At 38.5% G+C, this 19,041-nt stretch carries 17 protein-coding genes, 1 rRNA gene and 1 riboswitch; all 18 genes read left to right on the top strand.

Annotated elements, in window-relative coordinates; translation table 11 throughout:
* Positions 1-227 precede the first annotated feature (227 nt).
* The 18 genes from rrf to PGC35_RS14015 all read left to right on the top strand — a co-directional run bounded on the left by rrf (position 228) and on the right by PGC35_RS14015 (position 18,807).
* Positions 228-343, top strand: a 5S ribosomal RNA gene (rrf, locus tag PGC35_RS13930).
* Positions 344-886: 543 nt separating this feature from the next.
* Positions 887-1,435, top strand: a complete 549-nt coding sequence (locus tag PGC35_RS13935) for a DUF2179 domain-containing protein (RefSeq protein ID WP_053591888.1) — start codon at positions 887-889, stop codon at positions 1,433-1,435.
* Positions 1,432-1,623: an NETI motif-containing protein gene (locus tag PGC35_RS13940; RefSeq protein WP_275790081.1), complete on the top strand. Its 192-nt coding sequence runs from the start codon at positions 1,432-1,434 to the stop codon at positions 1,621-1,623. The genes PGC35_RS13935 and PGC35_RS13940 overlap by 4 nt, the downstream gene beginning before the upstream one ends.
* A gap of 87 nt (positions 1,624-1,710) precedes the next feature.
* A riboswitch (purine riboswitch) is annotated at positions 1,711-1,811 on the top strand.
* Between the two features lie 206 nt (positions 1,812-2,017).
* On the top strand, positions 2,018-2,506 hold the full coding sequence (gene purE / locus PGC35_RS13945; RefSeq protein WP_375219582.1) for a 5-(carboxyamino)imidazole ribonucleotide mutase: 489 nt from the start codon (positions 2,018-2,020) through the stop codon (positions 2,504-2,506).
* Complete coding sequence (gene purK, locus PGC35_RS13950) at positions 2,503-3,624, top strand: 5-(carboxyamino)imidazole ribonucleotide synthase (protein WP_053591891.1); 1,122 nt, start codon at positions 2,503-2,505, stop codon at positions 3,622-3,624. Before purE ends, purK begins: the two co-directional genes overlap by 4 nt.
* A 16-nt stretch (positions 3,625-3,640) precedes the next feature.
* Positions 3,641-4,936: an adenylosuccinate lyase gene (purB, locus tag PGC35_RS13955; RefSeq protein ID WP_056833383.1), complete on the top strand. Its 1,296-nt coding sequence runs from the start codon at positions 3,641-3,643 to the stop codon at positions 4,934-4,936.
* An 88-nt stretch (positions 4,937-5,024) separates the two neighbouring features.
* Entirely contained in the window at positions 5,025-5,741 is a 717-nt protein-coding gene (gene purC / locus PGC35_RS13960) for a phosphoribosylaminoimidazolesuccinocarboxamide synthase (protein ID WP_375219583.1), read from the top strand.
* A complete protein-coding gene (purS, locus tag PGC35_RS13965; protein WP_053591894.1) occupies positions 5,738-5,992 on the top strand; it encodes a phosphoribosylformylglycinamidine synthase subunit PurS in 255 nt (84 codons plus the stop codon). The genes purC and purS overlap by 4 nt, the downstream gene beginning before the upstream one ends.
* Positions 5,989-6,675, top strand: a complete 687-nt coding sequence (purQ, locus tag PGC35_RS13970; protein ID WP_375219584.1) for a phosphoribosylformylglycinamidine synthase subunit PurQ — start codon at positions 5,989-5,991, stop codon at positions 6,673-6,675. Before purS ends, purQ begins: the two co-directional genes overlap by 4 nt.
* On the top strand, positions 6,659-8,890 hold the full coding sequence (gene purL, locus PGC35_RS13975; RefSeq protein WP_375219585.1) for a phosphoribosylformylglycinamidine synthase subunit PurL: 2,232 nt from the start codon (positions 6,659-6,661) through the stop codon (positions 8,888-8,890). Before purQ ends, purL begins: the two co-directional genes overlap by 17 nt.
* Entirely contained in the window at positions 8,866-10,287 is a 1,422-nt protein-coding gene (purF, locus tag PGC35_RS13980; protein WP_375219586.1) for an amidophosphoribosyltransferase, read from the top strand. The genes purL and purF overlap by 25 nt, the downstream gene beginning before the upstream one ends.
* A gap of 11 nt (positions 10,288-10,298) precedes the next feature.
* On the top strand, positions 10,299-11,354 hold the full coding sequence (purM, locus tag PGC35_RS13985) for a phosphoribosylformylglycinamidine cyclo-ligase (RefSeq protein ID WP_375219587.1): 1,056 nt from the start codon (positions 10,299-10,301) through the stop codon (positions 11,352-11,354).
* A complete protein-coding gene (purN, locus tag PGC35_RS13990) occupies positions 11,354-11,926 on the top strand; it encodes a phosphoribosylglycinamide formyltransferase (RefSeq protein ID WP_375219588.1) in 573 nt (190 codons plus the stop codon). The genes purM and purN overlap by 1 nt, the downstream gene beginning before the upstream one ends.
* 38 nt (positions 11,927-11,964) lie before the next feature.
* Positions 11,965-13,500 (top strand): bifunctional phosphoribosylaminoimidazolecarboxamide formyltransferase/IMP cyclohydrolase, encoded by a 1,536-nt coding sequence (purH, locus tag PGC35_RS13995; protein ID WP_375219589.1) that lies wholly within the window; start codon positions 11,965-11,967, stop codon positions 13,498-13,500.
* A gap of 16 nt (positions 13,501-13,516) precedes the next feature.
* Positions 13,517-14,776 carry a phosphoribosylamine--glycine ligase gene (purD, locus tag PGC35_RS14000; RefSeq protein WP_375219590.1) on the top strand — a complete coding sequence of 420 codons (1,260 nt, stop codon included), beginning with the start codon at positions 13,517-13,519 and terminating at the stop codon, positions 14,774-14,776.
* Positions 14,777-15,652: 876 nt separating this feature from the next.
* Complete coding sequence (locus PGC35_RS14005; RefSeq protein ID WP_375219773.1) at positions 15,653-17,383, top strand: adenine deaminase C-terminal domain-containing protein; 1,731 nt, start codon at positions 15,653-15,655, stop codon at positions 17,381-17,383.
* Between the two features lie 10 nt (positions 17,384-17,393).
* Positions 17,394-18,443 (top strand): DUF3048 domain-containing protein, encoded by a 1,050-nt coding sequence (locus PGC35_RS14010; RefSeq protein ID WP_375219591.1) that lies wholly within the window; start codon positions 17,394-17,396, stop codon positions 18,441-18,443.
* 31 nt (positions 18,444-18,474) lie between these two features.
* Positions 18,475-18,807 (top strand): YerC/YecD family TrpR-related protein, encoded by a 333-nt coding sequence (locus PGC35_RS14015; RefSeq protein ID WP_053591903.1) that lies wholly within the window; start codon positions 18,475-18,477, stop codon positions 18,805-18,807.
* The last annotated feature ends 234 nt before the right edge of the window (positions 18,808-19,041 follow it).

Consider the following 19,041-nt stretch of genomic DNA (forward strand, 5'->3'; position numbering starts at 1 on the left):
CGTGCAGCTGACGAATACTAATCGATCGAGGACTTAACCAAATATGAATTTGCGAGCACCAATGTCTTTTATCCAGTTTTGAGTGAACAAGCACTCTAATAAGAGGGTTTCTAGACACGAGTAATTCGAGGAAACGATTGAGAGAGGAAAAGAGCGTACTCAAGTACGTGACTGACCGAACGAAAGAAGTTGACGAAGAAGTACGATGTGTATGGAAAGCCGAAGAGTCTAGTGATGATGGCGAAGAGGTCACACCCGTTCCCATACCGAACACGGAAGTTAAGCTCTTCAGCGCCAATGGTAGTTGGGGGTCTCCCCCTGTGAGAGTAGGACGTCGCTGGGCAATTGAAAAGTCGTCACCGAGTAATCGGTGGCGGCTTTTTTTTGTGCGGAAAGAAAAGGCCAAAGACAAAGAATTGTAGATATATTTGCAAGGAAGAGAGTCTCATAACGTAGGGCAGAAGAAAAAATGTGTCATCTCAGAGGAAGTGAACTCTTTATTGTGAGAAATGGTCGCTTTCGTATATTCTTAGTCGCTTATACGACTCATTTGGTTGCTTATAGGTTCGGAATGGTTGCTCTCCTAGAGAAATTAGTTTCCCTTATCCATATTTAACAAGAGTAGTCTCGGTTACAGCTAAAATGGTCTCGAATTAGTAAATTTGGTCTCGGTTGCAAGCGAACTAGTCGCTCTTTAAGTAAGATTAGTCTCGTTCTGCTATTTAATGGATAACCTTTCAATTTCAACAGTGGAAATAGGTATCAATAAATGAAACGATATTATACTAACTTCCTATTTATCACTCATTGTATTTTAGTTGTACTTAATTATGGGTATATAAACAAGTAATAACTACAACTACAAATTACGAGAGGAGCTGGTGGAATGACTTCAACTGCAATTTCCATGGTGTTGATTATTTTTGCCATTAATATTGTTTATGTCACTTTATCTACTACACGTATGATACTTACGCTAAAGGGCTATCGATATGTTGCGGCGCTAATTAGTATAATAGAAGTGGTGGTATATATAGTAGGCCTTGGTCTCGTTTTGGATAATCTAAATGAGATTCATAATCTAATTGCGTATGCACTTGGATTTGGTACAGGAATAGTCGTTGGATCAAAACTTGAGGAGAAAATGTCATTAGGTTATATTATGGTAAATGCCATTTCTACTGAAAGTGAAAGCGAGATAAATCTATCAACACTTTTGAGAGAAGAAGGATATGGTGTAACTAGCTGGACTGCAAATGGACTAGAGGGTGCTAGACAAGCATTACAAATATTAACTCCAAGAAAAGACGAAGCGAAACTGTATAATCGCTTAAAAGAGATTGATCCAAAAATATTTATTATTGCATATGAGCCAAAAACTATTCATGGTGGGTTCTGGGTAAAACGAGTAAGGAGAGGAAAATTGTTTTCATGAAACAAGAGACAAAGTGGTTTGAAGTACAAGAAAACGAAAGTATTTCGGAATGTATGAGTAAAATGACTGCTCAAGGCTTTCAAGTAGTTGGAAGAAGAGAAGAACCGCTATTTCAAGAAGTTAATGGACAACCGGTGCCAGTTAGACAAATCATTCAATTGAAAGGGATAAAAGAAGCTAAAAAATAACCAAAAGACGAACATTATAGTTTTCTGAAAATTAATTGTTCGTATTTAAGCGTTGACGTGAGTCGCTATAATTGTTAAACTATGAATAGAAATGGACGATTATCTCCCCATATATGCTAAAGAATTGGCTTTAGCGTCTCTACCAAGTCACCGTAAATGACAGGACTATGAGGGAAAGCGACTTTTGGATATTGCTTAAAGGATGTGTTTTCATATGTTCATAGAGACACACATCCTGCAACCATATTCCTCAAGTAAACTGCTTTTCTTCTAAAGAAAGTAGTTTATTTGGGGAATTTTTTATTTTTAACTTCATTCAATTATTAATTGAAGTTTTATAAGCAACATTTGGACGCAGATACGTCAAAAGCACTTTGATGGAGGGACGAGAATAATGAACGCAAAAATTGGTGTAATTATGGGTAGTTCTAGTGATTGGGAAACAATGAAATATAGTTGTGAAATATTAGAAGAACTTCATATACCTTATGAAAAACAAGTAGTATCTGCACATCGTACACCTGACTTAATGTTTGAATATGCTGAGCAAGCTAGAATACGCGGAATTCAGGTGATTATTGCGGGAGCTGGTGGTGCAGCTCATTTGCCGGGTATGGTTGCTGCTAAGACTACACTTCCGGTAATTGGTGTTCCGGTCCAATCTAGAGCACTAAATGGTCTAGATTCTCTATTATCAATTGTCCAAATGCCAGGTGGCGTTCCTGTTGCTACAGTAGCAATCGGAAAAGCTGGTGCTACAAACGCAGGGTTACTTGCAGCACAAATACTTTCTATTACCGATTCGGAAGTAGAGCATAAACTCGAAAAAAGACGAGAAGATACGAAAAATAAAGTATTAGAAAGTAATGGTGAGCTTCAATGACTAAAGTAATTTTTCCAGGGCAAACAATCGGTATTATCGGTGGTGGCCAACTTGGACGAATGATGGCATTAGCAGCGAAGGAAGCTGGATTTAAAATAGCAGTGCTAGAACCTACAATAGATTCACCTTGTGGCCAAGTTGCAGATATTCGTATAGTTGCACCATATAATGACGAAGCTGCATTAGAAGAGCTAGCAGAAGTTAGTGACGTGATTACGTATGAATTTGAAAATATTGATTATGCAGGTTTAAAGAGATTAACTCAAATAGCATATGTGCCACAAGGAGCAGAATTAGTAAAGATCACACAAGATAGAATCCTTGAAAAAACGGAAATTCAGGCTTCAGGCGTGCCTATTGCGAAATTTGTCGAAGCAAACACTTTTGAACAGCTAGAACAGCGAATTGACGAAGTAGGCTTTCCATGTGTCGTTAAAACTGCTCGAGGTGGTTATGATGGGAAGGGGCAGCAAATCGTTCAATCAAAGGAAGAGCTGCATAATGCTAAGTCACTATTTGAACATTCTGCATGTATAGCAGAAGCATTTGTTTCATTTACAAAAGAAATTTCAGTTATTGTTCAAAGAAATGGTGCTGGTGAAACGTATTGCCTACCAATTGGTGAGAATATTCATGTCCATCATATTTTGCATGAAACAATTGTTCCTGCACGCATTGACAATTCACTTGCAAATAAAGCAGTTGAAGCTGCTCAAACAATCGCGAATCACTTAAATTTAGTTGGAACACTTGCAGTTGAAATGTTTGTTTTAGAAAATAATGAGATACTAATAAATGAATTAGCACCAAGACCACATAATTCTGGTCACTATTCGATTGAGGCATGTAATATCTCTCAGTTCCATCAGCATGTTAGAGCTGTTTGTGGATGGCCACTTCGTGAACCAAAGTTATGGACGGATACGGTAATGGTTAACATATTAGGACAGCATGTTATTCCTTTAACGAATTCTATTAGTAAGTACCCAAACTGGTCCGTTCATTTGTACGGAAAAAGTGAAGCTAAAACAAACCGTAAGATGGGTCATGTAACAATCCTTTCAACTAACATTGAACAGACTTTAGAGGAAATTGAACAATCGAATATTTGGTCATAAAACAGGAGGAAATTAAATGATAGAACGTTATACTCGCCCGGAAATGGGAGCAATTTGGACAGAAGAAAACAAATACAATGCATGGTTAGAGGTTGAAATTCTTGCGTGTGAAGCATGGGCTGAAATAGGTGATATTCCGAAAGAAGATGTTGTCGCACTACGCAAAAACGCATCTTTCGATGTAAATCGTATTTTAGAAATTGAGCAAGAAACAAGACATGACGTAGTAGCGTTTACCCGTGCAGTTTCTGAAACTTTAGGGGAAGAGCGTAAATGGGTACATTACGGACTAACTTCTACGGATGTAGTAGATACAGCTCTTTCTTATTTGATTAAACAAGCGAATGTTATTCTTCGTAAAGATATTCAAAATTTTATTGAAATCCTTGAAAACAAAGCAAAAGAACATAAATATACCGTAATGATGGGACGTACGCATGGAGTACATGCAGAACCAACAACTTTTGGACTTAAGTTAGCTCTTTGGCTAGAAGAGATGAGACGTAATTTAGAACGTTTTGAAGCAGCTGCAACAGTAATTGAAACTGGAAAAATGTCAGGTGCTGTAGGGACTTATGCTAATATTGATCCTTTTGTTGAAAAGTATGTATGTGACAAACTAGGTCTTGCAGCTTCACCGATCTCAACACAAACATTGCAACGTGATCGCCACGCACAATACATGAGTACGTTAGCTCTAATTGCAACTTCTATAGAAAAATTTGCTACAGAGATTCGTGGTCTTCAAAAATCGGAAACTCGTGAAGTAGAAGAATTTTTCTCGAAAGGTCAAAAAGGTTCTTCTGCTATGCCACATAAACGTAATCCGATTGGCTCTGAAAATATGGTAGGTATGGCGAGATTAATTCGTGGATATATGATGACTGCCTATGAAAATGTTGCTTTATGGCATGAAAGAGATATCTCTCATTCATCTGCGGAACGTGTTATATTGCCAGATGCAACAATTGCACTTAACTATATGTTAAATCGATTCGGCAATATCGTGAAAAACTTAACAGTGTTCCCTGAAAATATGAAACGTAATATGGATTCCACTTTAGGATTAATTTATTCTCAACGAGTGCTTCTTGCACTTATTGATAAAGGTTTAGCACGTGAAACAGCATATGATACTGTTCAACCATTAGCAATGAAAGCATGGGAATCTCAAACTGCCTTCCGTACATTTGTTGATGCGGATGAAAAAATTACTTCTTTATTAACAAAAGAAGATTTAGATGACTGCTTTGATTACAACTACCATATCCAACATGTAGATTTAATTTTTAATCGTTTAGGTCTTAATTAATACAAAAGCTGACAATTTGGTACAACTTGCAATCGGTAGGGGGAAAACCCCTGCTGATTGAAGTTTCACTTCATCGGAGGGATTTACAGTGGAAAAAGGTCGTCTATTATACGAGGGAAAAGCAAAACAATTATTTGCAACAGAAGATGAAAACATCCTGTTTGTTTCTTATAAGAATAGTGCTACAGCTTTTAACGGTGAGAAAAAAGAAGAAATAGAAGGCAAAGGGATTTTAAATAATAAAATCACTACTATTCTATTTGAAGAGTTGAAAAATCGAGGAATTGAATCTCACTTTGTTGAGCAAATTTCAGAGAATGAGCAACTTGTAAGAAAAGTAGAAATCATTCCACTCGAAGTAGTTGTACGAAATGTAGCAGCGGGGAGTCTCGCTAAACGCTTAGGTATGGAGGAAGGCATTCCTCTAAAGCATACTATTGTAGAGTTTTACTACAAAGATGACGCTTTAGGAGATCCTTTGTTGACAGATGCACATATTGAACTGCTTGCACTAGCAACACCTGAAGAAGTAGAAACGATCAAAGCAAGAGCACTGGAAATCAATCAAGTACTTCAACCAATCTTTAAAGAGATCGGCGTTACTTTAATAGATTTTAAACTGGAATTCGGTAAAACTGCACAAGGTGAAATTTTACTTGCAGATGAGATCTCTCCCGATACTTGTAGACTCTGGGATGCCGAAACGAACAATAAACTAGACAAAGATGTTTTTAGACGTAATTTAGGAAGCTTAACAGAAGTTTATGAAATAATACTTTCCCGCCTAGGAGGATTATCAAAATGAAAAAAGTTAAAGTGTATGTAACATTACGTGAAAGTGTTTTAGATCCACAAGGTTCTGCTGTAATGGGTGCTCTTCATTCTATGGATTACAATGAAGTGAAAGATGTACGCATTGGGAAATATTTGGAGCTTCAAATCGAAGAGAGTGATCGTGATTTAGATGCTATCGTAAGAGAAATGTGTGAAAAACTTCTTACAAATACAGTAATCGAAGACTATCGTTACGATGTTGAGGAGGCTGTAAGCAAATGAAGTTCGCAGTAATCGTTTTTCCAGGATCCAACTGTGATTTAGATATGTATCACGCGATTAAAGACGAACTTGGGGAAGAAGTAGAATACGTTTGGCATGATGAGAAAGATTTAAGCGGATTCGACGGTATTTTATTACCTGGGGGCTTTTCGTACGGTGACTACTTACGTTGTGGTGCCATTTCTCGCTTTTCTAATGTAATGTCAGAAGTTGTGAAAGCAGCGGAAGCTGGTAAGCCTGTTCTAGGTATCTGTAACGGATTCCAAGTATTAACGGAAGCTGGTCTTCTACCAGGAGCACTACTACGTAATAAAAATCTTAAATTCATGTGTCGTACAGTAGATTTAAAAGTGGTAAATAATGAAACACAATTTACTTCTGCATATAAAAAAGACGAAATAATTCAAATTCCAATCGCTCACGGTGAAGGAAACTATTATTGTGACGAAGAGACGCTTGCTACATTAAAAGAAAACAATCAAATCGTTTTCACATATGCTTCTGAAAACCCAAATGGTAGTTTGGAAGATATCGCAGGTATTGTGAATGAAAGAGGAAATGTCCTTGGAATGATGCCTCATCCAGAACGTGCTGCAAATGAGATTATGGGCGGTTCAGACGGTCTAGCTTTATTCAAATCAATTGTGAAACAGTGGAGGGAAACTCATGTCAGTCATGCTTGAACCAAATCCAACGCAAATTAAAGAACAAAAACTATATGCTCAAATGGGGATGTCGGGCGAAGAATTTGAAATGGTAGAAAAGATTTTAGGACGTCTACCAAACTATACAGAGACTGGTTTATTTTCTGTTATGTGGTCGGAGCATTGCTCGTATAAAAATTCTAAACCAGTATTACGTAAGTTTCCTACGAAAGGTCCTCAAGTATTACAAGGACCAGGTGAAGGTGCTGGTATTGTTGATATCGGTGACGGCCAAGCAGTAGTATTCAAAATGGAGTCTCATAATCATCCATCTGCAATTGAGCCTTATCAAGGTGCAGCGACTGGTGTTGGTGGGATAATCCGTGATGTATTCTCTATGGGTGCTCGTCCAATTGCAATGTTAAATTCTCTTCGTTTTGGAGAATTGAAAACTCCAAGAGTAAAATATTTGTTTGAAGAAGTTGTAGCTGGTATTGCGGGTTATGGTAACTGTATCGGTATTCCAACAGTTGGTGGAGAAATTCAGTTTGATGACTGTTATGAAGGAAACCCTCTTGTTAACGCAATGTGCGTAGGTTTAATAAACCATGAAGACATTCAAAAAGGGATTGCTGCAGGTGAAGGTAACACAGTAATGTATGCTGGTGCCAAAACTGGTCGTGACGGAATCCATGGTGCGACATTCGCATCAGAAGAATTAACAGAAGCTTCAGAAGAAAAGCGTCCAGCTGTCCAAGTTGGAGATCCATTCATGGAGAAGCTTTTGTTAGAAGCTTGTTTAGAAGTAATTAAATCTGATGCTTTAATCGGTATACAAGATATGGGTGCTGCGGGCTTAACTTCATCCTCTGCAGAAATGGCTTCAAAAGCTGGTTTTGGTGTAGAGATGAACTTAGACTTCGTACCACAACGTGAAACTGGGATGACTGCTTATGAAATGATGCTTTCAGAATCTCAAGAACGTATGTTAATAGTTGTAAAAAAAGGTCGCGAAGATGAGATCGTTAAGATTTTCGAAAAATATGATTTAGACTGTGTTGCGGTAGGTAAAGTTACTAACGACAAAATGCTTCGTTTGATTCATAACGGAGAAGTAGTAGCTAATGTTCCTGCGGATGCACTTGCAGAAGAAGCACCAGTATATCACAAACCTTCAGCAGTTCCTGCTTATTTTACTGAATTCCAAGCAATGGTTAATGTTGAACCGGTTGTTTCGAATTATAAAGAAACTTTACTAAACTTACTTCAACAACCTACTATTGCTTCAAAAGAATGGGTTTACGATCAATATGATTACCAAGTTCGTACAAGTACAGTAGTTACACCTGGTTCAGATGCAGCAGTTGTTCGTGTCCGTGGTACAAATAAGGGCTTAGCAATGACAACAGACTGTAACTCTAGATATATCTATTTAGATCCAGTTGTAGGTGGAAAAATTGCTGTAGCAGAAGCTGCGCGTAATGTTGTATGTTCAGGAGCCAAACCACTTGCAATTACAGACTGCTTAAACTTTGGTAATCCAGAAAACCCTGAAATCTTCTGGCAATTAGAAAAATCTGCAGATGGTATTTCAGAGGCTTGTATTGCTTTAGATTCACCTGTTATCGGCGGAAATGTTTCCATGTATAACGAGCGTAGTGGAACAGCTGTTTACCCAACGCCAACTATTGGTCTTGTTGGACTAGTAGAAGACTTAGCACATGTGACAACTCAATCAGTGAAAGCTGCTGGAGATATTGTCTATGTGATTGGGGAGACGAAAACAGAATTTGGTGGATCAGAGCTTCAAAAATTAGTAGAAAAGCGTATTTTTGGGCAAGCGCCAACAATTGACTTAGAAGTAGAAGCAGCACGTCAAAAGGCACTTCTTTCCGCTATCAAAGCTGGAATCGTGCAGTCTGCGCATGATATTTCAGAAGGTGGACTTGCTGTAGCTTTAGCAGAAAAAGCATTTGGTGCGAAATCCCTTGGAGTAGAAGTAACACTAACTGGTTCTGCAACGACAGCGTTATTCAGTGAGTCTCAATCACGTTTCTTAGTAACTGTAAAACCTGAAAATGCTGCAAAGTTTGAAGAAATCTTACAAGATGCAGTTCAAATTGGTACTGTCACAGATTCTAATAAAATCATCATAACTAACGAAGACGGAACTGAATGGATTAGCGGTTCTGTTGACGAATTCCGTTCCGCTTGGAAAGGAGCAATACCATGCTTGCTGAACTCAGAGGCTTAAATGAAGAATGTGGTGTATTCGGGATTTGGGGACATCCTAACCCAGCTGCCTTGAGCTATTATGGATTACATGCACTGCAACACAGAGGACAAGAAGGTGCTGGAATTGTTGTCACAGACGGAAAACATTTACGTGCTGTGAAGGGTGAAGGCTTGGTTAATGATGTATTTAATAATGGAAAATTAGAAAAGCTAGAAGGTCACGCTGCAATTGCGCATGTACGTTATGCAACTGCAGGTGGCTCTGGAATCGAAAATGTCCAACCATTACTCTTCAATTCTACGACTGGAAGTCTAGCAATCGCTCATAACGGTAATATTGTGAATGCCACCCGTTTAAAACGAAGCTTAGAACGTCAAGGTAGTATTTTTCAAACAACATCTGATACAGAAGTACTTGCACACTTATTGAAAAAGAGTAATCTTCCAACGTTTGAAGAAAAAGCTAAGCAAGCTTTAAGATTACTTGAAGGTGCGTTTGCTTTTATCATTTTAACTGAGGACGGTATGATAGTTGCGCAAGATCCACAAGGAATGCGACCACTTTCTTTAGGTCAATTGGATGGTGCATGGGTAGTTGCATCTGAAACAAGTGCCTTTGATTTAATTGGAGCAGAATTAGTTCGTTCTATTAATCCAGGTGAGTTATTAATTATCAATAATGATGGTTGTCGTTCTGAGCGTTATGTAGAGAAAAAAGATCGAGCAATTTGCACGATGGAATATGTATATTTTTCTCGTCCTGATTCGGATATCGATGGGATTAATATTCATATGGCAAGAAAGCGCCTTGGAAAACAACTAGCAAAGGAAATTCAAATTGAAGCGGACGTAGTGACTGGGGTACCAGACTCTAGTATTTCTGCAGCAATCGGTTTTTCAGAAGCAACTGGCATACCATACGAACTTGGTCTTATTAAAAACAGATATGTTGGAAGAACTTTTATCCAACCTTCACAAGATTTACGGGAACGTGGAGTGAAGATGAAGCTTTCCCCAGTGCGCCAAGTTGTAAAAGGTAAACGTGTAATTATGGTAGACGATTCAATCGTAAGAGGAACTACATCAAGACGTATTGTAAATATGTTAAAAGATGCAGGTGCACTGGAAGTACATGTAGTTATTAGTTCTCCTCCACTAAAAAATCCATGTTTTTATGGAATTGATATTAGTACAGATTCGGAGCTTATCGCTTCTAATAATAGCGTAGATGATATATGTAAGTTGATTGGTGCTGATTCTTTAACATTCTTGTCTGTAGAGGGAATGGTTGAAGCAATAGGTAGACCAGAAGGCGAGAAAAATTGTGGTCACTGTTTAGCTTGTTTTACAGGTGAATATCCAACAGATATTTTCGCAGATACGAAACTACCACATGAAAAAGAGCTTGTTCGATAGGAGGACATGACGTGTCAAAAGCATATGAAAAAGCAGGCGTGAATATTGAAGCTGGCTATGAAGCAGTTCAACGAATGAAGTCACATGTCGAACGTACAGCAAGAAAAGGAATTATGGGTACTTTCGGTGGTTTCGGCGGAATGTTTGATTTGTCTTCATTAAATTATAAAGAGCCTGTATTAATTTCAGGTACAGATGGTGTTGGAACGAAGCTGAAGCTTGCATTTATGACGGATTCCCACGATACAATCGGTGTAGACTGTGTAGCGATGTGTGTGAATGATATTGTAGCACAAGGCGCAGAACCGTTATTTTTCCTTGACTACGTTGCAGTTGGCAAAGCTGTACCTGCTCGTATTGAGCAAATCGTAAAAGGTGTTGCGGATGGCTGTGTTCAGTCAGGAGCAGCATTGATTGGTGGAGAGACAGCGGAAATGCCAGGTTTATACGAAGAAGATGAGTATGACTTAGCTGGATTTGCTGTTGGTGCCTGTGAAAAATCAAAAATTGTTACCGGTGAGAATATTGCAGAAGGGGATGTTTTAGTAGGTATTGCTTCAAGCGGCGTCCATTCTAATGGATATTCCCTAGTTCGTAAAATTGTATTTGAAGAGCAAGGCTATACTCCAAAAAAGATTGTGGAAGGCTATGAAGAACTTGGCGAAATCGGTAAAGCTCTTCTAACGCCAACTAAAATTTACGCAAAGCCAGTTATGGAAATGCATCAGGAACTTTCTATTCACGGGATGGCACATGTAACGGGGGGTGGCTTTTATGAAAACCTACCTCGTATGATGCCAGATGGATTGGCTGTTGAAATTGATTTGGGTTCATGGGAAGTGCTCCCTGTGTTTCAATTTTTAAAAGAAAAAGGATCGCTTGTTGATCGCGATTTATATAACGTTTTTAATATGGGAATTGGTTTTGTACTATCCCTTTCAGCTGAGGAAGCGGATAAGGCAATCGCTATTGCAGAAGCCCATGGAGAAAAGGCATATACAATCGGTCGTGTTGTAAAAGGTGAAGGTGTTATATTCACTGGAGCGCATGACGGGAGTTTAGTGTAATGGTGGGAAAACCGAAGTTTGCAATATTTGCATCTGGTAGTGGAAGTAATTTCCAAGCTATTTACGATGCAGTAAAAGCTGGAAGATTAGCTGCTAATGCAGTATTGGTTGTCACAGATAAACCGGGTGCATTTGTAGAAGAACGGGCGAAAAAAGCAGGTGTCGAAACACTTGCTATTAAGCAAACAAGCTTTTCCTCTAAGGAAGCATACGAACAAGAAATTCTAAAGAAGCTTCAGGAACTTGAAGTGGAGTGGATCGTACTTGCTGGGTATATGCGCTTGATTGGGAATGTGTTGCTGGAAGCGTACCCTAATCGAATCATTAATATTCATCCTTCGTTACTTCCTGCTTTTCCAGGAAAAGATGCAATCGGTCAAGCAATTGATCACGGGGTCAAGGTAACAGGTGTAACAGTTCACTATGTGGATGCTGGAATGGATACAGGACCTATATTAGCTCAGCAAGCTGTCGAAGTAGTGGATGGAGATAGAGAGAAAACAGAAGAACGAATCCATGCTGTGGAGCATGAATTGTATACGAAGACTTTACAAAAACTTTGGAGCCGGTGATTATACCGGCTTTTCTAACTACAAGAGGAGGAAGCATTGTGGCAAAACGTGCGTTAATTAGTGTTTCAGATAAATCAGGGATTCTCGAATTTGCAAAAGAGTTGGAACAGCTTGGATATGAAATTTTATCAACTGGTGGAACAAAATCATTTTTAGAACAAAATGGTGTTGCGATTACATCAGTAGACCAAGTAACAAATTTTCCAGAGATTTTGGATGGTCGAGTAAAAACATTGAATCCTATGATTCACGGTGGATTGTTAGCAAAACATGATGACCCTTCTCACCAGGCACAACTTGAAGAACATAAAATAACACCTATTCAAGTAGTTTGTGTGAACTTATATCCTTTTCGCGAAACAATTTCTAAACCAGATGTAGCATTTGAAGATGCTATTGAAAATATTGATATTGGTGGCCCATCGATGCTACGTTCTGCTGCCAAAAACCATCAATACGTAACAGTAGTTACAGATACATCTGACTATGAGGAAGTATTAGGTCAATTAAAAGAAACTGGAGAAACTACTTTAGAAACACGTCGCCGATTAGCTGCAAAAGTTTTCCGCCATACAGCAGCATACGACGCTTTAATTGCTAGTTATATGACGGATTTAACTGGCGAAGAATTTCCTGAATTACTAACATTAACATATGAACGTAAGCAAGCTTTACGCTACGGTGAAAATCCTCATCAAAAAGCAGCATTTTATAAACGTCCACTTGGATCTGATTTCTCTATTGCTTCTGCAACTCAATTACATGGGAAAGAGCTATCCTACAACAATATTCAAGATGCAAACGCTGCTATTCAAATCGTAAAAGAATTCGAAATTCCCGCAGCAGTTGCAGTAAAACATATGAATCCTTGTGGTGTTGGAACGGGGAATACGATATCAGACGCTTTTAATAAAGCATACGAAGCAGATTCAACTTCTATTTTCGGTGGAATTGTTGCATTAAACCGTGAAGTAGATGCAGCAACTGCAAAGGTTTTGGCAGGAATTTTCTTGGAAATCATTATTGCTCCTTCATTTTCAGAAGAAGCTATCGCTATGTTAACCGCAAAGAAAAACATTCGCCTGTTAACTATTTCTTATGAGCAAACGAAAAAAGATGCATGGAATACCGTATCTGTCGAAGGTGGATTATTAGTTCAATCTCCCGATACATATGGATTAAAAGACGCGGATGTGAAAGTTGTTACAGACCGCGAACCAACAGCAGAAGAATGGAAAGCATTAGAACTTGGATGGAGCGTAGTGAAACACGTTAAATCTAATGCAATTGTTGTTTCTACTGAAGATATGACAATCGGAGTCGGTGCAGGTCAGATGAACCGTGTCGGTTCAGCAAAAATTGCACTGGAGCAAGCAGGTGAACGAGCAAAAGGAGCAGGACTTGCATCTGATGCATTTTTTCCGATGAACGATACAGTAGAAGTAGCTGCAAAGGCCGGTATTACTGCAATTATTCAAACAGGTGGTTCTGTAAAAGACCAAGATTCAATTGATAAAGCAAATGAATACGGAATCGCAATGGTATTCACTGGCGTTCGTCATTTCAAACATTAAGGGAGGCACTTCTCATATGAATATACTCGTAATTGGTAGTGGTGGCCGTGAGCATGCTATTGCAAAGCAGTTCAATGATTCTCCTTCTGTAGACAAAGTTTTTGTGGCTCCAGGTAACGCTGGTATGTTAAAAGACGCAACAATTGTACCAATTGATGTTATGGCTTTTGAAGAGCTTGCAACCTTCGCGAAAGAAAATAAAATCGATTTAACATTTGTTGGACCAGAGCAACCACTTGCAGGTGGTATCGTGGACTTTTTTCAAGCAGAGGGCTTACGTATTTTTGGACCAACAAAGGCTGCTGCACAACTAGAAGGCAGTAAAGCATTTGCAAAAGAGATTATGCAAAAATATAATATCCCAACAGCTGAGTATGAAACATTTACAGAAGTAGATAAAGCGAAAGCGTATATTGAAAAGCTAGGAGCTCCAATCGTCGTAAAAGCAGACGGACTTGCTGCAGGTAAAGGGGTAGTAGTTGCCATGACGGTGGAAGAAGCAAACAATGCGGTGGAAGATATGATTGGCAATCAATTATTTGGAGAATCATCTTCTCGCGTAGTAATTGAAGAATTCTTGGACGGGGAAGAGTTTTCTTTCATGTCATTCGTGCATAATGGGCAAATCTATCCAATGGTAATTGCACAAGACCATAAACGAGCTTATGACGGAGATAAGGGTCCAAACACAGGTGGTATGGGTGCATATTCACCTGTTCCACAGATTTCTTCCACAATTGTCGACGCAGCATACGAAGCAATCGTTGTTCCGACCGTACAGGCAATGACTAAAGAGGGAATTTCTTTTACTGGTATTTTATATGCAGGACTTATTTTAACGAGTGACGGTCCAAAGGTTATCGAGTTTAATGCACGTTTTGGTGATCCAGAAACACAGGTAGTCCTTCCTCGAATGGTAAGTGACTTTGGTGAATTCATGACTGCATTGATGGATGAGAAACCGTATGAACTAAAGTGGTCGAAGGAATCCATGTTGGGCGTAGTCATTGCTTCAGAAGGTTACCCAGGAGACGTGAAAAAAGGCGCTGAGCTTCCTAATCTTCAATCCTTACAAGAGTTAGGGCTACATGTTTTCCATGCAGGTACTAAAGCTAGTGATGATGGATTTATTGCCAATGGTGGTCGAGTTATTTTAGTTGCTGCAAGTGAAACTACTTTAAAAGAAGCACAAGAAAAAGTATACGAGGGACTATCTACTTTACAATGGGATGGTCTATTTTTCAGAAAAGATATAGGTTGGCGAACTTTTCTTTAATTTGATGGGATAACTCCGTATTTTGGAGTTATCCTGTTTTTATTTTGACCTTGTTAAGCTTCATTGTTAGAATGTGTGCTTTTCACGACGCAAGACGCTAGTCATAGACTTAATCAGATAATCACCAGCTATATGCATTCGCGCTGGCTTCACGTCCGCATGAGCCGGGGACTTCATGGAGGGCACTGAAAAAGTCTATAGAATTCGACTTTACTAAATAATGTCGTCCGATAAATAAGAAAATCGTTGAAACGGCTCCCTTTCCGCGGGCGTTGCCTTAGCCTCCTCGCTGCGGGGTCTTCGGCCAACGCTATTCCCGCTGGAGAATCGCCTTAATCAACGATTTTATATAAATACTATTTGAATAAGTTTAAGTGATAAAAACTTGCTCTTTTAATGGCATGATGGTTTTCTAATTGAAAAGCGGATAATAGTTGATTGGAGTGGAAGGCGGCGACTCCAGCCGGAATAGCAAATGTTTTCTGCACCGAAAGCGAAGCGTCAGGTGCATGAGGTGAAGACCCTGGACTAAGCGTAGCGAGGGAAGCGGCTGAAGCCATGCTGGCGGAACGCGTCCGCCTGGAACGGAAATTAAGGGGCCAAAATAAAAATCGAATATGTGAACAACTTGTCGTTCATATATTGTTGATGAAATCTCATTGAGGACTTTTTCAGCGCATTCCACGTCATGCGGCAAGAGCACTTCCGTGGATCTGTAATCGTTTATTAGAAAAATTAACTGTTTTATTAATCTACTCTACGAATAAATATTTTTTCTCAGAATTTACTAAAAATACAATTCGGTACTTTGCTTTACTAAAGTGATGTGCTATATTTATTTTTATGAGCGAAACTACAGGAGGGGGAATGGATGCGATGCAATATCCAATTTGGAAAATTGAAGAGATCAGGCATCAGATAGAAGTGGTTAATGGAACAAAGCCACCTGACATTCTTATAAAAAATGCAACGTATTTACATAGCCACTTAAAAAAATGGGTTACCGGAAACATTTGGATCGTGAAGGATCGAATCGTCTACACTGGTAATGAAATGCCACTAGTTACGGAAACCACGGAAGTATATGATGCGAATGGTCAAAAAATTGTACCGGGATATATAGAACCTCACGTACATCCATTTCAACTTTATCAGCCTCATTCTTTTGCAGATTATGCTGCACAGCTTGGAACAACAACTTTTATTGCGGATAACTTGGTCTTCTTTTTGTCACTTGAAAACAAGAAAGCGTTTTCAATCATGGATGAGTTAAACAAATTACCTTTTGCATTTTATTGGTGGGCACGATTTGATTCACAAACTGAATTAGTGAGTGAAGAAAAATTGTTTACTTCTAAATCAATCGGTGAATGGATTGACCGTCCAGATGTGATTATGGGTGGTGAGTTGACTGGATGGCCTAGACTGCAATCTGGTGATGATCAAATGTTGTATTGGATGCAGCAAGCAAAGACAAATGGCATGAAAATTGAAGGGCATTTCCCAGGAGCATCAGAACGTACGCTTGCTAGAATGCGATTACTTGGAGCCGATGGGGATCATGAGGCTATGACCATCGAAGAAGTAGAGAGACGGATTCTCCACGGGTATGCTGTGACTTTAAGACATTCTTCTATTCGTCCAGACTTACCAATTCTTCTTAAAGGAATTTTAGAGAAGGATCTTCAAATTTTTGATCATTTAATGATGACGACTGACGGAGCTACGCCTTCGTTTCATCTAGATGGTGTAATGGACAAATGTATTCAAGTAGCTTTAGATGCAGGAGTAAAACCGGTAGATGCTTATTTAATGGCATCATTTAATGTTGCAAAATATTACAATCTATCAAACTTACATGGCGTAATTGCTACTGGCAGATTTGCCACATTAAACTTTTTAAAAGATGAAAATAATCCAGTGCCAATCAGTGTTTTATCCAAAGGTGTATGGTTAAAAAGAGATGGAGAAAAAGTGCATGGATTATCGCCAGTAGATTGGTCTCATATGCCAGATTTAAATTTAAATTTTGAATTGAAAGATGCAGATTTTCAGTTCTCCATGCCATTTGGAATTGAAATGGTAAACGACGTTATTACAAAACCGTATTCTATATCAGTTGATACAACAGACAACGAACTCTCTAGTAAACATGATCAGAGTTTTTTAATGTTAATCGACCGGAACGGTAAATGGAAAGTTACGACGCTAATTAAAGGATTTGCAACATCTTTAAAAGGATTTGCATCCTCTTATTCAAATACCGGGGATATAATATTAATTGGTAAAAATAAAAAAAGTATGCTAAAGGCCTTTCAAGAAATGAAGAAAATGAACGGTGGTATTGTTCTTGTAGAAGACGATCAAGTTATTTGTTCTCTTAAACTTCCAATTGGAGGAGTGCTGTCTGACAAACCAATGGAAGAATTGATAGAAGAAGAGATTCTTTTAAAGAAAGAGTTGGCAGCAAGAGGATTTAAGCATGGTGATGCCATTTATACATTGCTATTTTTGCAATCCACACATTTGCCTTATGTTCGAATTACACAACGAGGCATTTTCGATGTAATGAAAAAACAAGTACTATTTCCAGCTGTTATGAGGTAGGGGGATTACTGTGTTCAAAAAAAGGGGTTTTATATTTGCAATAAGTATTCTTTTATTAGTTGCTTGTTCAGATAAAGAAGAGATGACAGAAGATATAATAGAAATAGTGGAAGAACCAGTAGCAGCAGAAGAGGAAATAGAAGAGAAAGAGCTTCCTTATATTGCTCCTTTTACTGGAGTAGGATCCGAAGTTGAATTAAAACAAAGAGCAGTGCTTGTAACTATGAATAATCATCCTCTTGCACGTCCTCAATCTGGTATTGCTCAAGCAGACATTGTTTATGAAATGCTTGCTGAAGGGAATGTCACGAGATTTCTTGCACTTTATCAAAGTGAGATACCTGACATGATTGGTCCTGTAAGAAGTGCACGAGATTATTTTGTAACGATTGCTCAAGGGCTGGATGCCTTTTACATAGCCCACGGATATAGTCCGGACGCTCAAAAAATGTTAAATGCACGAGTCGTTGATAATATTAATGGAATGCAATATGATGGTATACTGTTTAAAAGGTCGAAGGAGCGTAAAGCGCCACACAACTCCTACATAACAAAAGACAATATAGTAGCGGGTGCAGATAAAATAGGTGCTTCTATGGAGCTTCACAAAATTCCTAAACTATCTTTCTATGATTCGGAGGAAGGCGCAAAGCTTGGTAATCCAGTATCTAGTATAAGTATTCGTTACGGTAATGGAGCAAGCTTTGAAAATCAATATACGTATTTACAAGAAGAAGGTATTTATGAAAGAACATCAGCAGGAGATTTGACAACAGATAAAGAAACAAAAGAACCTGTGAAAATATCGAATGTAATATTCATGGAAATCCGACATAAAACGATTGATAATGCTGGAAGACAAGCTTTGGCTTTAAATGATGGAGGAAGAGCTTATCTTTTCCAAGCAGGAATAATGAAAGAAATTGAATGGGAAAATGTTGATGGAATTTTAGTTCCAATGGAAAATGGGGTTCCTGCAAAACTTGTAAAAGGAATGTCATGGATAAGTTTTGTTCCAACAAATCCCGGATTAGAAAATATGGTGAATTTTTTACCCTAAGAGTAGACTGAAGTGAAGGGAATGAAAGTATATGCAGATTGATAAAATAAAAGGACATCAAACAGACCAGTTATTTAAAGCGGTTTTAGAGTTAAAAGATATGGAAGAATGCTATCGATTTTTTGATGATTTATGTACAATAAGTGAAATCCAATCTTTGGCGCAACGATTTGAAGTTGCCCATTTATTGAGATTGAAAAAAACATACGAAACAATTAAAAAAGAAACAGGTGCAAGTACCGCAACTATTTCACGTGTGAGACGTTGCTTTGATTATGGAAACGAAGCATATGATGAAATGCTTGGACGTTTGTATCCAGATGAGCAGCCCTTTCAAAATCCAAGAGACAAAGTAGACAATTGATACCTATTTTCTAGAAAGTCTGATATTTACTGAACAGAAGCCTCTGTTCAGTTTTTTTGTTATAATGATTTGAGAAAGAGTGGATTTTACTATTACTATTCAGTATTGTCTAGCTTCAGACATCAGCTACTCGAGGTCAAATGCAGTTTCCTTCGGTTTTTGTGGAACTGCCTACTCAGTAACCGACATTGCGTAGCTAAACGGCGTCTGACGCATTTCATATAAATTTTATGT

Origin of the sequence: Psychrobacillus sp. PGGUH221, assembly GCF_042055255.1 — a bacterium.
Classification (GTDB): domain Bacteria; phylum Bacillota; class Bacilli; order Bacillales_A; family Planococcaceae; genus Psychrobacillus.

Bases quoted from the DNA above. Each gene is read 5' to 3' on its own strand.
- PGC35_RS13935 (WP_053591888.1), top strand. From the start codon at position 887: ATGACTTCAACTGCAATTTCCATGGTGTTGATTATTTTTGCCATTAAT.
- PGC35_RS13940 (WP_275790081.1), top strand. From the start codon at position 1,432: ATGAAACAAGAGACAAAGTGGTTTGAAGTACAAGAAAACGAAAGTATT.
- purE (WP_375219582.1), top strand. From the start codon at position 2,018: ATGAACGCAAAAATTGGTGTAATTATGGGTAGTTCTAGTGATTGGGAA.
- purK (WP_053591891.1), top strand. From the start codon at position 2,503: ATGACTAAAGTAATTTTTCCAGGGCAAACAATCGGTATTATCGGTGGT.
- purB (WP_056833383.1), top strand. From the start codon at position 3,641: ATGATAGAACGTTATACTCGCCCGGAAATGGGAGCAATTTGGACAGAA.
- purS (WP_053591894.1), top strand. From the start codon at position 5,738: ATGAAAAAAGTTAAAGTGTATGTAACATTACGTGAAAGTGTTTTAGAT.
- purQ (WP_375219584.1), top strand. From the start codon at position 5,989: ATGAAGTTCGCAGTAATCGTTTTTCCAGGATCCAACTGTGATTTAGAT.
- purL (WP_375219585.1), top strand. From the start codon at position 6,659: ATGTCAGTCATGCTTGAACCAAATCCAACGCAAATTAAAGAACAAAAA.
- purF (WP_375219586.1), top strand. From the start codon at position 8,866: ATGCTTGCTGAACTCAGAGGCTTAAATGAAGAATGTGGTGTATTCGGG.
- purN (WP_375219588.1), top strand. From the start codon at position 11,354: ATGGTGGGAAAACCGAAGTTTGCAATATTTGCATCTGGTAGTGGAAGT.
- purD (WP_375219590.1), top strand. From the start codon at position 13,517: ATGAATATACTCGTAATTGGTAGTGGTGGCCGTGAGCATGCTATTGCA.
- PGC35_RS14005 (WP_375219773.1), top strand. From the start codon at position 15,653: ATGCAATATCCAATTTGGAAAATTGAAGAGATCAGGCATCAGATAGAA.
- PGC35_RS14015 (WP_053591903.1), top strand. From the start codon at position 18,475: ATGCAGATTGATAAAATAAAAGGACATCAAACAGACCAGTTATTTAAA.